Raw genomic sequence first — 17,232 nt, 5'->3', positions numbered from 1 at the left:
ACAGAACCGAACACATCAAAGCAGAATTCCCCACGTTCGTCACCATCACAATCAAACAAAGAACACCAAGCAAGGTGAGCGCTGCATGCCAACCCCCACCCATCCGGCCACCTCACTGGCAGCCGAGCTCCGGCTCCCCACCAACGGGCTCGACTACACGATCCTCGGCATCTACTTCGTCGTCGTCCTGGGCATCGGCTTCGCCGCCCGCCGCTCCGTGAAGACCAGCCTCGACTTCTTCCTCTCCGGGCGCTCCCTGCCCGCCTGGATCACCGGCCTGGCCTTCATCTCGGCCAACCTGGCCGCCACCGAGATCCTCGGGATGGCCGCCAACAGTGCCCAGTACGGCGCCTACACCGTGCACTGGTACTGGATCGGCGCCATCCCCGCCATGGTCTTCCTCGGCCTGGTGATGATGCCCTTCTACTACGGCTCCAAGGTCCGCTCCGTCCCGGAGATGCTGCTGCTGCGCTTCGACAAGGGGGCGCACCTGCTGAGCTCGGTCCTGTTCGCCTTCGCCGCCATCCTGATCGCGGGCGTGAACCTGTACGCCCTCGCGATCGTGGTCGAGGCACTGCTGGGCTGGCCGCAGTGGGTGGCCATCGTGGTGGCCGGCTTCTTCGTCCTCGCGTACATCACCCTCGGCGGCCTGTCCTCGGCGATCTACAACGAGGTGCTGCAGTTCTTCGTCATCCTCGCCGCGCTGATCCCGCTGGTCGTGCTCAGCCTGAAGAGGGTCGGCGGCTGGGACGGCCTGAGCGACGCCCTCACCAAGACCCACGGCGACAACTTCGTCACCGCGTGGGGCGGCACCGGCATCGGCAGCGCCAACCCGCTCGGCGCGAACTGGCTGACCATCGTCCTGGGGCTCGGCTTCGTGCTGTCCTTCGGCTACTGGACGACCAACTTCGCCGAGGTGCAGCGCGCCCTGTCCGCGAAGAACCTGTCCGCGGCCCAGCGCACCCCGCTGATCGCCGCGTACCCGAAGATCTTCATCGTGTTCCTGGTGATGATCCCGGGCCTGGTCGCCGCCGTCCTCGTGCCGAAGATCGGTACGTCCGGTTCGGACCTCCAGTACAACGACGCCATCCCGTACCTCATGGCGCAGCTGCTGCCCAACGGTGTGCTCGGCATCGCGGTGACCGGGCTGCTCGCCGCGTTCATGGCGGGCATGGCGGCCAACATCTCCTCCTTCAACACCGTGTTCACCACCGACATCTGGGCGAAGTACGTGGTGCGGGGCCGCGAGGACGCGTACTACGTGCGCTTCGGGCGGCTCATCACCATCGTCGGCGTCATGGCCTCGATCGGCACGGCGTTCCTGGCGTCCTCGTTCTCGAACATCATGAGCTACCTGCAGACGCTGTTCTCCTTCTTCAACGTGCCGATGTTCGTCGTCTTCATCGTCGGCATGTTCTGGAAGCGCGCGTCGAAGAAGTCCGGCTTCTGGGGACTGCTGGCCGGCACCACCGCCGCGATGGTCAACTACTTCGTCCTCTACAAGCAGGACGTCATCGGCATCCCCACCGACCAGGGCGCCAACTTCGTCTCCGCGATCGCCGGGTTCGTGGCCGGTGCGGTGGTCATGGTCGTCGTGTCGCTGTTCACCGCGCCCAAGCCGGCGGAGGAGCTCGAGGGCCTGGTGTACGGCACCACCTCACCCGGCATGGCCGAGCCGCCCGCCGCCGGGGACGACGCCTGGTACCGCCGGCCGGCCCTGCTGGGCTGGGGCGCGGTGATCCTGGCGGCCGCCTGCTACATCCCGTTCTCGTTCTGACGGCGTTCCGACGGGGAAGATGGAGAGACATGTCTGAATATTCCGGATGGTCCGAGAAGGACGTCCAGCGGGAGGTCTCCGACCTGGAGAGCCGGTCGACGACCGCGGCCCGCCTGTTCGACATCCGCCTGATCATCGGCGGACTGTTCGTGATCTACGGCGTCATCGTGACGATCGCCGGGATCTCCCCCTCCGACGCCTCACTCGACAAGTCGGAGGGCGTCAACATCAACCTGTGGACCGGCCTCGGCATGCTGCTCCTGGGCCTGTTCTTCCTGGCCTGGCTGAAGCTGCGGCCCACGGCGGCGCCCGTCCCGGAGATCCCGGCGCCGGACGCCGCTCCCCCGGGCGACAAGCCGGCCGGCTGACGGCGGGACACCCGCGCGGTCGATGCCGCCCGCGCGGTCGGCGACGTACGCGACCCGACGGCCCGCCGCGAGCGGGCCGCCGTGAGCGGGCCGCCGCCACTCCCCCTACGGCTCCGGCAGCACGCCCGCCTCCGGTGGAGCGTGCGGCACCGGGCCCGCCCGGTCCAGCAGACCCGTCCGCGCGGCCAGCGCCGCCGCCTCCAGACGAGAGCCCACGCCCAGCTTCATCAGGACCCGCTGGACGTGGGTGCGGGCGGTCGACGGGGCGATGCCCATACCGGCCGCGATCAGCCGGGTGTCCTCGCCGTCGGCGACCCGGACCAGGACCTCCACCTCGCGGGGGGTGAGCATCTGCAGCAGGCGCTGTCCCTCGTCGTCGGGCTGGGCCACCGGGTTGAGCAGTTCACTGAAGGCGCCCTGGAGCAACTGCGGAGCCACGGCCGCCTCACCCGCCCGGGCCTTCATGATCGCGCGCTCGACCCCCTCGATGCGCTCGTCGTGCCGTACGTAGCCGGAGGCTCCCGCGGCGAAGGCCGCCGCGATGCCCCGCGGGTTCGGCACCGGGCCCAGGACCAGGACCGCGACCTGCGGCCGTTCCCGCTTGATCCGCACCACCGGGTCGAACATGCCCGGTTCGGCCGGTGTCGCCGTCCCCAGCAGGCACACCTCCGGTGACCGGCTGATCACCAGTTCCGCCGCACCCGCGGCCGGCGCCGCGGCGGCGAGCACCCGGTGCCCGCGCAGTTTCAACGCCGAGGCCAGCGCCTCGGCCAGCAGCCGGTGGTCGTCGACCACCATGAGCCGCACTCCCATCGAGCAACCCCCCAGTTCCCCCAACGGAATCCCGTGAACGCCCCACTATGGATGCCCACCGGTCCGCACGGACAGAAGCCCCCCACCCGGCTCCCCGCCCTCATGCCCCCGGAAGCTACACGCTTGTTCGACGTCGCGCGCCCCCTACAGGCGAGAAGTGCCCCAGATCGCCGAAATTCCTCGCATTCGAGGGTGATGAGCGGTACGCGCACGGCCCCGCCCCTGAGCAGGGACGGGGCCGTGACCGTGGGGCCGGTGGGACGTCAGCTCGCCCCGAAGACGATCGCCAGGTACTCCTTGTCCCCGCTACCGGTCAGGGCGCTCGCAAACACGTCCGACATGTAGAGACGGCCCTGCGCGTAGAGGATCTCGGAGTAGTCCGGGGTCATCCGCGACTCCGCGGAGCGCACCGACTCGGTCGACGGGTTCTCCATCAGCTTGGTCGCCTTGAAGGACCCGCCGTCGATGCTCACGACCTGGCCGCCCTTGTCGTAGGGCGGGCGCTTGTAGGCGATGAGGTTGGTGCCGTCCATGCGCAGCGGGGAGATCGTGTAGTCCTCGCCCGCGTCGGCGCGCTGCCCGGTCAGCTTGCCGGTGGCCAGGTCGAAGGCGACGATCTCGTTGGTCTGGCTGAAGTCGCCGCCGCCGTCGTGCTCCTCGGTCGCCAGGTAGAGCCGGTCGTTGCCGACCACGACCTGGTGGCACTCCTCGACCTTGGTGATGCCGTCACAGGTGGCCGCGTACTTGTCGCTGGGTGCCGGGACGCGGATGCGGAGCTTGCCGGTCTTGTTGTCGATGGAGAAGAAGTCGGAGATGCCGCTGCCGTCCTTCGCCGCCTCACCGACGTCGGCCGCCACGACCAGCGGGTCGGTCGACACCACGCTGGCGTACTCGATGCCGGCCGCCATCTCGTAGTCGGAGAGCACCTTCCCGGACGCCGGGTCGATGGTCTGGATGTGCAGCTCGCGGTCGTCGTAGGGGCCGCACTTGCGCACCGCGACCAGCTTCGGTCCGCCGCCGTAGCCGGAGTCGTAGCAGGTGTCCGACGACTTCGGGGCCCACAGCACCTTGCCGGAGTCGATGTCGAAGGCGCCGCCTCCGCTGGTGCTGCCCACGGCGACCGTGTTCGCGCTGACGGTGACGTTGCTGAGGCTGATCGGCTGGTCACCGGAGTTGACGGTCTTGGTCCACAGCTTCTTGCCCGCGTCGAGGTCGATCGCCGCGACCTGGGTGCAGCCGTGCGAGGGCTGCGCCTTGGTCGGCATGGCGGGCTGGTAGGTGATGGCCGTCCGGTGGTCGTCGGTCATGTGGTTGCTGCCCTGGCAGACCGGGCCGGGCAGCTTGATCGTCCACAGCTCGGTGCCCTTGGCGGGGTCGTAGCCGGTGATCTTCGCGACGCCGCTCTTGGCGTACACCTTGTCGGTGAGCCAGGAGCCGGCGACCGAGATGGTGGAGCTCTTGGCGACCTCGGGTGCCGGGATCTTGAAGAGGAGCTCGGAGGCGGGGTTCGCGGGGACCTTCTCCACGGGCTTGGCGGAGGTGGTGCCGCCGGTGCCGCCACCGGTGTCGCCCTTGCCGCCGGTGTCGTCCTTGCCGTCCGTGCCGCCGGTGGAGTGCGCGGTGTCGTCCTTCTTGCCGTCGTCACCGGACGAGGACGCGTACCAGACACCGCCGCCGATGATCAGTGCGATCGCGGCGACGGCCGCCACGATGATCGCCAGCTGCGCGTTGAACTTCCGCCCGCCACCGGCCGCCTGACCCGGCTGCGGGTACAGCGGCATCGTCGGCTGCGGATAGCCGTAACCGGGCGGCGGCTGCTGCTGGCCGTACGGATTCTGCTGGCCGTACGGGTTCGGCTGCTGGCCGGGGTAGCCGTAGCCGGGGGCCTGCGGGGGCTGGGGCTGCTGCGGGTAGCCGTAGCCGGCGGGCGCCGGCGGCTGCGGATAGCCGTAGCCGGGGGGCGCCTGCGGAGGCTGTCCGCCCGGCGGGGCGGGCGGCGGGGGCGTCTGCGGGGGCTGGGGCGGCGGGGCCTGGGGTGGGCCGAAACCGCCCTGCGGCTGCGGCGGCTGGTCCTGCGGCGGGCCGAACCCGCCCTGCTGCGGGGGCTCGTTGGGCGGCGGAGGCGGCGGCTGGGTCATGAAGTGAGTACCTCTGAGGCAGGGGCTGCGGGGACGGGAGCGCGGGCAGGAGGGGTCACTTGCCGAAGGCGAGCATCAACTTCTCCTTCGCTTCGTCATTGCCGGTCAGCCGGGTGGTCGAGAGGTAGAACCGCCCGTCGACCCAGTCGAACGCCTTCGAGAAGAAGCCGTTCTCGATGTCGGCGGTGCCCTGCGGGTTCTGCAGCAGCTTCGTCGGGGTGTGGCTGCCGCCGGTCGTCGGGATCGACACGACCTGGCCGCCCGCGTCGTACGACGGCTCCACATAGGCGATGAGCCTGCCGCCCTCCACCCTCACCGGCAGCATCGACTCGTCGGCCGGGGACTTGACGCGCCACTTCTCCTTGCCGGTGGCGAGGTTGACGGCGACGACCTCGTTGGCGCCGCTGCTCTCCTCGGTCGGCAGGTAGAGGGTGTTCGCGTCGGCGGCCACGCCCTGGCAGCCCGTCAGGTCACGCTCGAGGATCGCCCAGCCGCACTCGGGGGCGAACTCCTCGTCGAAGCCGACCTGGGAGCGGAACGAACCGGTGTCGGTGAACGTGGAGATGTTCCACGCCTTCTTGTCCTCGTTGGTGCTGTAGATGACGAGCGGGTCGACGGAGTAGGCGCGGGCGACCCGCCAGCCCTTGTCGAACTTCCGCGTCCATCTGGCCTTGCCGGTCCTGGGGTCGAGCTCCTGCATCTCGTCGTGTTCGTTCGCCCCCGAGGCGTCGCAGGACGCGACGGAGATCAGCCGGCTGCCGCCCGCGAAGGCGGTCGGGAAGCAGGCGTCGCCGTACTTCTTCTTGTCGAACAGCTTCTTGCCGGTCCCGACGTCGTACGCCGTCCCGGACTGCGAGCGGCCCACCATCAGCGTGTTGCCGCTGACCGTCAGCTCGACGCTGATCGCGCTGTCGAACAGCGCGCCGTCCGCGACCTCGGTGGTCCAGCCCTTCTTGCCCGTGTTCAGGTCGATCTGCTGGAGCTGGTTGCACTTGGCGCGGTCGCTGGTGCCGCTCATGTAGGCCACGACGACGGTGTCGTCGGCGGTCTGCCGCGGGGTGACCGCGCAGATCTTCTGCGGGAAGGTGATCGGGTCCCACGTCGGGGTGCCGCTGCCGACGTCGTAGGCGAAGAGCTGCTTGTACGCCGCCTTCACTGCGGTCTTGTCGGTGACCCACATGCCGGGGGCGTCGGCGCCGGAACCGGGCGCGTCGGGCGCCTCCTTGTACCAGAGCACCTTGGCCTCGCCGGCCTTGCGGCCCTCGTTGAGGTTCTCCGGGTCCGCGCCGCCGTCACCGCTGCCGTCACCGGGGTCGGCGGGGTCGGTGGAGGCGGAGGCCTTGGCGTCGTCGCTCTTCTGGGCGACCGGCTTCTTGTCCTCGCCGCCGCCGTCGCCGTTCACCGCCCACACGGTCGCGCCGACGACGAGCAGCGCCGCCACCGCCGCCCCGATGAGGACCGCCGGCCTGCCCTTGAAGGGGCCGCGGGAGCCGGAGCCCGGAGGCGGGGTGCCGGGCGCGCCGGGGAACTGCGGCTGCGGCGGGTAGCCGTAGCCGGGCTGCTGCCCGTACGGTCCCGGCTGCTGGGGATGGCCGTACGGGCCGGTGGCACCGGGGGTGCCGGGTGCGCCGTACGGGCCGGGCTGGGCGTAGGGGCCCGGCTGTTGGGGCGGACCGTAGCCGGGCTGCTGCTGCGGATAGCCGTAGCCGGGCTGCGGGGCGCCGGGCGGCGGGGCCTGCGGCGGGCTCTGCGGAGGTGGTGGCGGTGCCTGCGGCGGCGGGCCCTGTGGTGGTGGCGGGCCCTGTGGTGGTGGCGGGCCGAACCCGCCACCGGACGGCGGCTGGTCCTGCGGCGGGCCGAAACCGCCGGGCCGGGCAGGCTGGTCGGGCGGCTGAGTCATCAGCGTGCTCCCCCTCGTTCACTGATTTTTCGCCACGCCCCGAGGTACGCGAAGGACCCAGAGTCGTACTCAGACAGTTCTCAGACGGCTCTTTGTATCACCCGGCGCGGACAGCGCACCGGGCCGTGTCCTCCCCTGTTCCCAAGGGAGGACCGGCCCGTGATGCCCTCGTTACGCGCCTTCACGCCCCCTTCACGCGGCGCGCGCGGCGCAGGTACGCGACGGTGGTGCGCCGCTCACGCGTCCTCGGCGAGTTCCAGCCAGGTCATCTCCAGTTCCTCGCGCCTGCCTGCCAGGTCACGCAGTTCGGCGTCGAGTTCGGCGACCTTCGCGAAGTCGGTGGAGTGCTCGGCGATCTGCGCGTGCAGCTTGGTCTCCCGCTCGGAGACCTTGTCCAACTGCCGCTCGATCTTCTGGAGTTCCTTCTTCGCGGCCCGCTGGTCGGCGGCGCTCCGTTCCGGCACCGCCTTCTGCGCGAAGGCGCCCGCGCCCGCGGAGGCGGCGGCCGCGGCGGCCTCCTCCATCCGGCGGCGGCGCTCGAGGTACTCGTCGATGCCGCGCGGCAGCATCCGCAGGGTGGCGTCGCCGAGCAGAGCGAAGACCCGGTCGGTGGTCCGCTCGACGAAGAACCGGTCGTGGGAGATGACGATCATCGACCCGGGCCAGCCGTCGAGGACGTCCTCCAGCTGCGTGAGGGTCTCGATGTCGAGGTCGTTGGTGGGCTCGTCGAGGAAGAGGACGTTGGGCTCGTCCATGAGCAGCCGCAGCAGCTGGAGCCGGCGCCGCTCACCGCCGGACAGGTCGCCGACGGGCGTCCACTGCTTCTCCTTGTTGAACCCGAACGTCTCGCACAGCTGCCCGGCCGTCATCTCGCGCCCGGTGCCGAGGTCGACACGCTCCCGTACCTGCTGCACGGCCTCCAGCACGCGCAGCGTGGGTTCGAGTTCGGCGACCTCCTGGGAGAGGTAGGCGAGCTTGACCGTCCGGCCGACGGCGACCCGCCCACCCGCGGGCTGCACCTCGCCGTCCGTGCGGGCCGCCTCGGCCATGGCCCGCAACAGGGAGGTCTTCCCAGCTCCGTTGACACCGACCAGGCCGACCCGGTCGCCGGGACCGAGCTGCCAGGTCACGTGCTTGAGCAGCACCTTGGGGCCGGCCTGGACGGTGACGTCCTCGAGATCGAAGACGGTCTTGCCGAGCCGCGAGGAGGCGAACTTCATCAGCTCGCTGCTGTCGCGCGGCGGCGGTACGTCCTTGATGAGCTCGTTGGCGGCCTCCACCCGGAAGCGGGGCTTGGAGGTGCGGGCGGGGGCGCCGCGGCGCAGCCAGGCGAGCTCCTTGCGGACCAGGTTCTGCCGCTTGACCTCCTCGGTCGCGGCGATCCGCTCGCGCTCGGCGCGCGCGAAGACGTAGTCGGAGTAGCCGCCCTCGTACTCGAAGACGTCACCGCGCTGGACGTCCCACATGCGGGTGCAGACCTGGTCGAGGAACCAGCGGTCGTGGGTCACGCAGACAAGCGCGGAACGCCGCTCCCGCAGGTGCTGGGCCAGCCAGGAGATGCCCTCGACGTCGAGGTGGTTGGTCGGCTCGTCCAGGACGATCAGGTCCTGCTCCTCGATGAGCAGCTTGGCGAGCGCGATCCGGCGCCGCTCACCGCCGGAGAGCGGGGCGATGACGGTGTCCAGGCCCTGCGGGAAGCCGGGGAGGTCGAGCCCGCCGAAGAGGCCGGTGAGCACGTCCCGGACCTTCGCGTTCCCGGCCCACTCGTGGTCGGCCATGTCCCGGATGACCTCGTGCCGGACGGTGGCCGACGGGTCGAGGGAGTCGTGCTGGGTGAGGACGCCCAGGCGCGTGCCGCCGGAGTGGGTGACCCGCCCGGTGTCGGTCTCCTCCAGCTTGGCGAGCATCCGGATCAGGGTCGTCTTGCCGTCCCCGTTCCGGCCCACGACACCGATGCGGTCCCCTTCGGAGACGCCGAGGGACACGCCGTCGAGGAGGGCACGAGTGCCGTACACCTTGCTGACGTTCTCGACATTGACCAGGTTGACGGCCATTACTCTCCTGACAGGGGGATCGATCAGCCTCCCAGCGTAATGCGCCCGCGTGGTGACCGGTCCCCCGCAGGTCAGCGGGCCGTGGCCGCCCGGACCTCGTCGAGCAGGTCGTACACCGTCCGGCCGGGGCACTCGGTCCGCAGCCGGTCGCGGTGGCCGCCGACCGTCGTCACGTCCTTCGTCACGCCGTTGACCCGGCTGACGTAGGTGATCTTCGCCTGCGGGTCCAGGCCACCGGCGAAGACGGGGTGAGGCACCCGGGTCAGGACGCGACCCGGTCGCCGAGCACCGTCGCGCCCGGCGCCGGCCCCGACGCCGTACGCACCGTCCGGCACGTCCCGGAGGTCCGCAGCGCCTGTGCGACCTTCGACGCCGACCCGGGGTCGCGGACGAGGAAGGCCGTCGTCGGCCCCGAGCCCGAGACCAGGGCGGCGAGGGCGCCGGCGGACCGGCCCGCGGCGAGGGTGTCCGAGAGCTCGGGGAACAGGGAGAGGGCAGCGGGCTGGAGGTCGTTGGAGACGGCGGCGGCGAGTGCGTCCGGGTCGCCCTTGGCCAGCGCGTCGAGGAGTTCCCGGGAGGCGACGGGCACGGGGATCTCCCGGCCCTCGCCGAGCCGGTCGAACTCGCGGAACACGGCCGGGGTCGACAGCCCGCGCCCGGCCATCGCGAACACCCAGTGGAAGGTGCCGCCGGTCTCCAGCGTCGTGAGCTTCTCGCCCCGGCCGATACCGAGGGCCGCCCCGCCCACCAGACTGAAGGGCACGTCGCTGCCCAACTCGGCACAGATTTCCAGGAGTTCGACGCGGGAGGCGCGGGTGCCCCACAGCGCGTCGCAGGCCACCAGCGCGCCCGCGCCGTCCGCACTGCCGCCCGCCATGCCGCCGGCCACCGGGATGTCCTTGGCGATGTGGATGTGCACGTCGGGGCTGCGGCCGTACCGCACGGCGAGGGCCTCGGCCGCGCGGGCCGCGAGGTTCGTCCGGTCGAGGGGGACCTGGTCGGCGTCCGGCCCCTCGCAGGTGACGCGGAGCCCGTCGGCCAGGGTCACCGTGACCTCGTCGTAGAGGCCGACGGCCAGGAACACATTGGCCAGGTCGTGGAAGCCGTCGGGCCGGGCCGCACCCACCGCGAGCTGCACGTTGACCTTGGCGGGCACGCGTACCGTCACGCTCACCGCTGACCAGACTCCTCGTTCTCCGTGTTCGCCGTGTTCCCGGCGCTGTCGGCGCCTTCGGCGCTGTCGGTCCGCCGACGGTGTTCCGCGATCCGCGCGAACTCCTCGACGGTCAGGGACTCCCCGCGCGCCTGCGGTGAGACGCCGGCCGCGACGAGGGCCGCCTCCGCGGCGGGCGCCGAGCCGGCCCACCCGGCGAGCGCGGCCCGCAGCGTCTTGCGGCGCTGCGCGAACGCCGCGTCGACCACCGCGAAGACCTCCCGCCTCGACGCCGTCGTCTCGACCGGCTCGCTGCGGCGGACCAGCGCGACGAGCCCGCTGTCGACGTTCGGCGCCGGCCAGAACACGTTGCGCCCGATGGATCCGGCCCGCTTGACCTCGGCGTACCAGTTGGCCTTCACGGAGGGGACGCCGTACACCTTCGAGCCGGGCGGGGCCGCGAGGCGGTCGGCGACCTCCGCCTGGACCATCACGAGGGTGCGCTCGATGCTCGGGAAGGTGGCGAGCATGTGCAGCAGCACCGGCACGGCCACGTTGTACGGCAGGTTGGCGACCAGCGCGGTCGGGGCGGGGCCCGGCAGCTCGGTGACGTGCATCGCGTCTGAGTGCACCAGCGCGAACCGGTCGGCGCGCTCCGGCATCCGGGCCACGACGGTCGCGGGCAGCGCGCCGGCCAGCACGTCGTCGATCTCGACCGCCGTGACCCGGTCGGCGGCCTCCAGCAGGGCCAGGGTGAGGGAGCCGAGCCCGGGCCCGACCTCGACGACCACGTCGTCGGGCCGGACCTGCGCGGTGCGGACGATACGGCGGACCGTGTTGGCGTCGATCACGAAGTTCTGGCCGCGCTGCTTGGTGGGGCGTACGCCGAGGACGGCCGCCAGTTCACGGATGTCGGCGGGGCTCAGAAGGGCGTCGGGGGCGGGGCTGCTGCTCACCGCACCAGGGTACGGGGCCCCGGCCGGCCCGCCTCACCCGTGCAGCCGCGCCCCGCAGTGCGGCCAGGGACCCGCGCCCTGGCGCACGTACAGCTTCTTCGCCCGCAGCGTCTGCTCCGCGGCCGGCGCGTCCTGCGGCCGTCCGTCGCCGCCGAGGTTCTGCCAGGTCCGGGTGTCGAACTGGTAGAGGCCGCCGTAGGTCCCCGAGGGATCCACCGCGTCGGGGCGGCCGCCGGACTCGCAGGCCGCGAGGCTCTGCCAGTCCAGGTGGTCGGCGCCCCGCACGGACGTCGGCAGCATCCGCGTGCCCACCCTGACGACCTGCGCGCGCGGCTCGCGCACCAGCTCGGACCTGATCCGGCGCGGCTTCTGGCTCACCCCGTTGACGGTCCGCAGGGCGTACGTGATGCGGCGCAGCCCCGGCTGTCCGGCCCGCTCGACCACCTCCGTGCCGCGGAACAGGGAGGAGTCGTCGGTGCGCCGCACCTGGAAGGGGATCGTCTCCTCGCGGACCTCCCGGGAGCCGGTGATCCGCAGCACGGTGACGGTCTGCCCGTCGCGCGGGAAGCTCTCGGGCGCCACGGACGTGGTGTCCTCGCCGCGCAGGGTGATGCCGGCCTCCTCGATCGCCTCGCGGACGGTCGCCGCGTTCGTGCGGACGGTGCGTGCCCGGCCGTCCGCCATGATCGTCACCGAGCGCTCGGTGCGCACGTCGAGCGCGAGCCCCTCGCGTCCGATGGTCCGGGAGCGCGAGGTGGACAGGTACGCGCCCTCCGCGCGCACGCCCAGCTGTCTGAGCGCCTCCTCCACCGTGGGCGCCGTCGTCCAGACCTCGTGCGGTCGGCCGTCGAGCGTGAGCCGGACGGGGCGGCCGTAGTGCACCGCGATCTCGTCACCGTCGGCGAGCTCCGTCCCGGGGGCGGGTACCACCATGTCGTGCGCTCCCACGGTGACGCCCTGGTCCGCCAGGACGTCGCCCACGTCGTCCGCGAAGGTGTGCAGGGTGCGCGGTCTCCCGTCGACGTTCAGCTCGATCGCCTTGTCCTCGGCGACGAACGCGGTGGTGCCGCCCGCGAGGAAGGCGACGACCAGCGCCTGCGGCAACAGGCGGCGCATCGGTCCGTCCACGCGCTCGGCGTACCGCGCCTTGCGCCGCCGTCCGGATCCCCGGCTCACTCCGGCGCGCAACGGTGCGGCGGGCGCCTCGTACGCGGGCCGGTAGGTGTCCTCGTACGCCCGCGTGCCGGACGGCCCGGGGATCCCGGGCGGGGCGGGCACCGGCCGCCCGTCGCGCAGTCCGTACGCCAGTGTCGGCGCGCTGTGCAGCGTCGGTGGGCCGTGCAGGTCGAAGCCGTCGTACGGCGCCGGCTCGTAGGCGTCGTACGGGCCAGTGCCGGAGTCCGGCCGGGGGCCGGCGCCGGGGGCCGCGAGGTCCACGGCGAAATCCGTGCCGCGGCTCGGGCCCGGGTCGTACAGGTCGTGCGTCCCGTAGGTCTCGTAGGTCTCGTACTGCGAGTTGCTCACGCCGACACGCTCCAGAGGGCCGTAAGGGTCCGGATCGGGCCCCCAGAACCTAGCGGAGCGGGAGTCACTCTCCAAAGCGACGCGACTACGGACGGTTGCCCTCGGGCCGGGGCAGGTGTCCCTGAGCGGTGTCACGGGGTGCGACGCGGCACCCTCAGCGACACGCTCAGTAGCCGAAGGCGCGGGCCGTGTTCGCGCCGAGTGCCGTCGCGAGCGCGTCCTCGCCGATGCCCCGCACGGCGGCCATGGCACGCACCGTGACCGGGACCAGATACGGGGCGTTGGGCCGTCCGCGGTACGGCGCCGGGGTCAGGAAGGGCGCGTCGGTCTCCACCAAGACCAGCTCCAGCGGGGCGACGGCGAGGGCGTCCCGCAGGTTCTGGGCGTTCTTGAAGGTCACGTTGCCGGCGAACGACATGAAGTAGCCGGCGCCGGCGCAGATCTCCGCCATCTCGGCGTCCCCGGAGTAGCAGTGGAACACCGTCCGCTCGGGGGCGCCCTCCTCCTTGAGGACGCGCAGCACGTCGGCGTGGGCGTCGCGGTCGTGGATGACCAGGGCCTTGCCGTGCCGCTTGGCGATCTCGATGTGGGCGCGGAAGGACCTCTCCTGCGCCTCCTTGCCCTCGGGCCCGGTACGGAAGAAGTCGAGCCCTGTCTCGCCGACACCCTTGACCTGGGGCAGCGCGGCCAGCCGGTCGATCTCGGCGAGCGCCTCGTCGAGTCCCGCCTCCCCGCCCGGGGTGCGCGCGCCCTGCCGGGACCACCCGTCGGGATCGCCGTGCACGATGCGCGGGGCCTCGTTGGGGTGCAGGGCGACCGTCGCGTGGACGGCGTCGTACCGCGCCGCCGTCTCGGCCGCCCACCGGGAACCGCGCACGTCGCAGCCGACCTGGACGACCGTCGTCACGCCGACCGACGCGGCTTTCGCGAGGCCCTCGTCCACCGTGCCGGACTGCATGTCGAGGTGGGTGTGGGAGTCGGCGACCGGCACCCGGAGGGGTTCCGGAAGCGGCGGTGCCGCGTTCTTGTCGGAGGCGCCGGCTCGGTCGGGGGCGTTCGAAGGCATGCCCCGATCCTACGAAAGGGGCACGCCCGCGCGGACGGCGGTGGGGTCAGCTCGCCTTGCGGTGGAAGGGGTGCAGCAGGTCGGACAGGTGCCAGTGGTGCTGCTCGCCCTGCTCGTGCGGCGCCGCCTCACTCGCGGCCGCCGGTGCCTCCACCGGGCCGGCGGGCGGCGCCTCGGCCGGACGGCTGCGGGGGATCTGCTGCTGCCGGTGCACCGCGCCGAGCGCCGAGGACACCTGGCCGGCCCGCATGATCCGCAGCACGTGGCCGTCGCAGTTCTGGCACGAGGGCCGGCTCAGCGGGGACGGCACGACCTGACCGTCCGTGACGTACATGACGAACTCGTGGCCCTCGGTGTCCCGGTGGTGCTCGATCTCGTACGACTGCTCCCAGCCGTGCCCGCAGCGCATGCAGGCGAAGGAATACGACTCGTGAACCACCGGGCTCGCCGCCCCGTGCATCCCGGCCTGTCCTGCGATCTCGCTCATGCCGGCTCCTCTTGTCCGCTGGACACGGGGACCGATGCGTCCCTTCGACCAGTGGACGCTTCCGCCGGCGCGAATGCATCAGCCCTGTCGAGTGTTGGAGGCGATTTGGCACCGCCTTGCCAAAGGGGCTCTCTCAGGGGGTCTGCGCTTTGCCTTTCGCGACAGCCCTTTGCCCAGCCGTGGGGCGCCCGCTCACAGGAGATGCGCCCTGCTCAGAGGGCATGTGCGCCGTCTCACACCCCTGTGCGCCCGGCGGCGTTCTTCGCCGCCACCACCGCGTCGAACACCTCCCGCTTCGGCAGTCCCGCGTCGGCGGCCACCGCGGCGATCGCCTCCTTGCGCCGCTCCCCCGCCTCCTCGCGCACCCGCACCCGGCGCACCAGTTCGGCGGCGTCGAGTTCCTCGGCGCCCTTCTCGGGGGCGCCCTCGACGACGACGGTGATCTCCCCGCGTACGCCCTCCGCCGCCCAGGCCGCCAGTTCGCCCAGCCCGCCGCGCCTGACCTCCTCGTACGTCTTGGTCAGCTCCCGGCAGACGGCGGCCCGGCGGTCAGCGCCGAACACCTCGGCCATGGCGGCGAGGGTGTCGTCGAGCCGGTGCGGCGCCTCGAAGTAGACGAGCGTCCGGCGCTCGTCCGCGACCTCCCGCAGCCGCGCCAGCCGCTCCCCCGCCTTGCGCGGCGGGAACCCCTCGAAGCAGAAGCGGTCGACGGGCAGCCCCGACAGCGCGAGCGCGGTGAGCACGGCGGACGGGCCGGGTACGGCGGTGACCCGGATGTCCTTCTCGACGGCCGCCGCGACCAGCCGGTACCCGGGGTCGGACACGGACGGCATGCCGGCGTCGGTGACGAGCAGCACGCGCGCGCCGCCCACCAGTTCCTCCACCAGCTCGGGCGTCCGGGCGGACTCGTTGCCCTCGAAGTACGACAGCACGCGTCCCTTGGGTGTGACGCCCAGGGCCTGGGTCAGCCGCCGCAGCCGCCGGGTGTCCTCGGCGGCGACGACGTCGGCACCGGCCAGCTCCTCGGCGAGCCGGGGCGGGGCGTCGGAGACGTCGCCGATGGGCGTGCCGGCGAGGACGAGGGTTCCGGGCGTAGTGGTCACCCGCCCATCCTCCCAGGGGCCGGCGGCGGCCGACGCATCCGCACCGGTACCGCCATGCACGGGACTCCCACAGAACGTTTCCCTACGATGGCGCGGTGACCAGTACCGCGTCCTCCACGGACACCCGGCAGGGCCAGGCACCGCTCGACCAGCCGCCGTCGTGGCAGCAGCGGCTGCGCCGTTTCGGCTACACGGCCGCGCCCAGAAGCGACGTCCGCGACCGCCTGGTGCCGCCCTACGCCCGGCCCAACCCGCGGGTGTGGCAGATCCTCGGCGTTCCGCACCACCTCGCCACGCGCCTCACCCGCTGGTCCGGCTGGGGCGGCCCGCTGCTGGTCACGCTGCTGGCGGGCGTGCTGCGCTTCTGGCACCTGGGCAGCCCGAAGGCGGTGATATTCGACGAGACGTACTACGCCAAGGACGCCTGGGCGCTGGTCCACCGCGGCTTCGAGGTCAACTGGGACAAGAACGCCAACGACCTGGTCCTGTCCACCGGTTCACAGATCAGGATCCCGTCGGACGCGGCGTACGTGGTGCATCCGCCGGTCGGCAAGTACGTCATCGGGCTCGGCGAGCTGATCTTCGGCTTCGACCCGTTCGGCTGGCGCTTCATGACCGCGCTGCTCGGCACGCTGTCCGTGCTGCTGCTGTGCCGCATCGGGCGCCGCCTGTTCCGCTCCACCTTCCTCGGCTGCCTGGCGGGCGCGCTGATGGCGGTGGACGGCCTGCACTTCGTGATGAGCCGCACCGCGCTGCTCGACGGGGTGCTGATGTTCTTCGTGCTGGCCGCGTTCGGCTGCCTGGTCGTCGACCGGGACAGGGCGCGCGAGAAACTCGCGGCCGCGCTTCCGGCCGACGCCGACGGCCGCGTCCGCCCCGACGCGCACACCGCGGAGACAACCCGCCTGGGCCTGCGTCCCTGGCGCTGGCTGGCGGGCCTGATGCTGGGCCTGGCGATCGGCACCAAGTGGAACGGCCTCTACATCCTGGCCGCGTTCTGCGTGATGGCGGTGCTGTGGGACGTCGGCTCCCGCAGGGTCGCGGGCGCGGGCCGCCCCCACCTCGCGGTGCTCAAGCACGACGTGGGCCTCGCCTTCCTGGCCACCGTCCCGGTCGCGATCGCCACCTACCTCGTCTCCTGGACCGGCTGGATCCTCTCCGCCACGGACGGCAGCGGCGGCTACTACCGCAACTGGGCCGCGACCGACGGCAAGGGCGGCAGCTGGACCTGGCTGTTCCCCGACTGGTGGCGCAGCCTGTGGCACTACGAGCACGAGGTGTACGAGTTCCACGTCGGCCTCTCCTCGCCGCACACCTACCAGTCGAACCCGTGGAGCTGGATCGTCCTGGGCCGTCCGGTCTCCTACTTCTACGAGTCCCCCTCGCCCGGCACGGCCGGCTGCCCCGGCGACGCCGGCGGCAAGTGCGCCCGCGAGGTCCTCGCGATCGGCACACCGCTGCTGTGGTGGGTGGGCTGCTTCGCGATCCTGTACGTCCTGTGGCGCTGGCTGTTCCGCCGCGACTGGCGCGCGGGCGCCATCGCCTGCGGCATCGCGGCCGGCTACCTCCCCTGGTTCATGTACCAGGAGCGGACGATCTTCCTCTTCTACGCCGTCGTCTTCGTCCCGTTCCTCTGCCTGGCCGTGGCGATGCTCCTGGGCGCGATCATCGGCCCACCGGGCTCGAGCGACGCCCGCCGGGTCGCGGGAGCGACGGGCGCGGGCGTCCTGACCCTGCTGATCGCCTGGAACTTCATCTACTTCTGGCCGATCTTCACGGGCCAGGCCTTGCCCATGGATTCCTGGCGCGGCCGCATGTGGCTGGACACCTGGGTCTAGCAGCCAATTCAGGAGGCGCCACGCGATTTCACCCGGATCCGTTCTTGGTCGTTGT

Annotated in this window: 14 protein-coding genes; 3 read left to right on the top strand and 11 right to left on the bottom strand. The window is 71.9% G+C overall.

All coding sequences use genetic code 11. From position 1 onward, the window contains the following. The first annotated feature begins 85 nt into the window (after window positions 1–85). Both OG985_RS27020 and OG985_RS27015 read left to right on the top strand, forming a co-directional pair. Window positions 86–1,777, top strand: coding sequence for a sodium:solute symporter family protein (locus OG985_RS27020; RefSeq protein ID WP_371670930.1), 1,692 nt, complete (start codon window positions 86–88; stop codon window positions 1,775–1,777). A 29-nt stretch (window positions 1,778–1,806) separates the two neighbouring features. After that, entirely contained in the window at window positions 1,807–2,145 is a 339-nt protein-coding gene (locus OG985_RS27015) for a hypothetical protein (RefSeq protein WP_371670929.1), read from the top strand. Between the two features lie 105 nt (window positions 2,146–2,250). Here OG985_RS27015 and OG985_RS27010 read toward each other — a convergent pair whose 3' ends face one another. The 11 genes from OG985_RS27010 to rsmI all read right to left on the bottom strand — a co-directional run bounded on the left by OG985_RS27010 (window position 2,251) and on the right by rsmI (window position 15,339). Then, the gene (locus OG985_RS27010; protein ID WP_371670928.1) at window positions 2,251–2,958 is read right to left on the bottom strand and encodes a LuxR C-terminal-related transcriptional regulator; all 708 of its coding nucleotides are present in this window, start codon (window positions 2,956–2,958) and stop codon (window positions 2,251–2,253) included. A 263-nt stretch (window positions 2,959–3,221) separates the two neighbouring features. Next, complete coding sequence (locus OG985_RS27005; RefSeq protein ID WP_371670927.1) at window positions 3,222–5,096, bottom strand: PQQ-binding-like beta-propeller repeat protein; 1,875 nt, start codon at window positions 5,094–5,096, stop codon at window positions 3,222–3,224. Window positions 5,097–5,151: 55 nt separating this feature from the next. After that, window positions 5,152–6,996 (bottom strand): PQQ-binding-like beta-propeller repeat protein, encoded by a 1,845-nt coding sequence (locus OG985_RS27000; protein ID WP_371670926.1) that lies wholly within the window; start codon window positions 6,994–6,996, stop codon window positions 5,152–5,154. 236 nt (window positions 6,997–7,232) lie between these two features. Beyond that, complete coding sequence (locus OG985_RS26995) at window positions 7,233–9,050, bottom strand: ABC-F family ATP-binding cassette domain-containing protein (protein WP_371670925.1); 1,818 nt, start codon at window positions 9,048–9,050, stop codon at window positions 7,233–7,235. A 71-nt stretch (window positions 9,051–9,121) separates the two neighbouring features. Beyond that, complete coding sequence (locus OG985_RS26990) at window positions 9,122–9,307, bottom strand: hypothetical protein (protein ID WP_371670924.1); 186 nt, start codon at window positions 9,305–9,307, stop codon at window positions 9,122–9,124. Window positions 9,308–9,312: 5 nt separating this feature from the next. Further along, window positions 9,313–10,224, bottom strand: a complete 912-nt coding sequence (locus tag OG985_RS26985) for a 4-(cytidine 5'-diphospho)-2-C-methyl-D-erythritol kinase (RefSeq protein ID WP_371670923.1) — start codon at window positions 10,222–10,224, stop codon at window positions 9,313–9,315. Then, window positions 10,221–11,159 (bottom strand): 16S rRNA (adenine(1518)-N(6)/adenine(1519)-N(6))-dimethyltransferase RsmA, encoded by a 939-nt coding sequence (rsmA, locus tag OG985_RS26980; protein ID WP_371670922.1) that lies wholly within the window; start codon window positions 11,157–11,159, stop codon window positions 10,221–10,223. The genes OG985_RS26985 and rsmA overlap by 4 nt, the downstream gene beginning before the upstream one ends. A 33-nt stretch (window positions 11,160–11,192) precedes the next feature. Further along, window positions 11,193–12,683 carry a ubiquitin-like domain-containing protein gene (locus OG985_RS26975; RefSeq protein ID WP_371670921.1) on the bottom strand — a complete coding sequence of 497 codons (1,491 nt, stop codon included), beginning with the start codon at window positions 12,681–12,683 and terminating at the stop codon, window positions 11,193–11,195. Window positions 12,684–12,849: 166 nt separating this feature from the next. Continuing rightward, entirely contained in the window at window positions 12,850–13,749 is a 900-nt protein-coding gene (locus tag OG985_RS26970) for a TatD family hydrolase (protein WP_371670920.1), read from the bottom strand. 46 nt (window positions 13,750–13,795) lie between these two features. After that, on the bottom strand, window positions 13,796–14,236 hold the full coding sequence (locus tag OG985_RS26965) for a hypothetical protein (RefSeq protein ID WP_371670919.1): 441 nt from the start codon (window positions 14,234–14,236) through the stop codon (window positions 13,796–13,798). 233 nt (window positions 14,237–14,469) lie between these two features. Further along, the gene (gene rsmI / locus OG985_RS26960) at window positions 14,470–15,339 is read right to left on the bottom strand and encodes a 16S rRNA (cytidine(1402)-2'-O)-methyltransferase (protein WP_371670918.1); all 870 of its coding nucleotides are present in this window, start codon (window positions 15,337–15,339) and stop codon (window positions 14,470–14,472) included. 95 nt (window positions 15,340–15,434) lie between these two features. On the opposite strand from rsmI, the gene OG985_RS26955 reads away from it, so the two are divergent. Continuing rightward, a complete protein-coding gene (locus OG985_RS26955) occupies window positions 15,435–17,177 on the top strand; it encodes a dolichyl-phosphate-mannose--protein mannosyltransferase (protein WP_371670917.1) in 1,743 nt (580 codons plus the stop codon). Window positions 17,178–17,232 lie beyond the last annotated feature (55 nt).

The organism is Streptomyces sp. NBC_00289, assembly GCF_041435115.1.
GTDB lineage: Bacteria > Actinomycetota > Actinomycetes > Streptomycetales > Streptomycetaceae > Streptomyces.
This window is presented reverse-complemented; position numbering and strand designations above follow the sequence as displayed.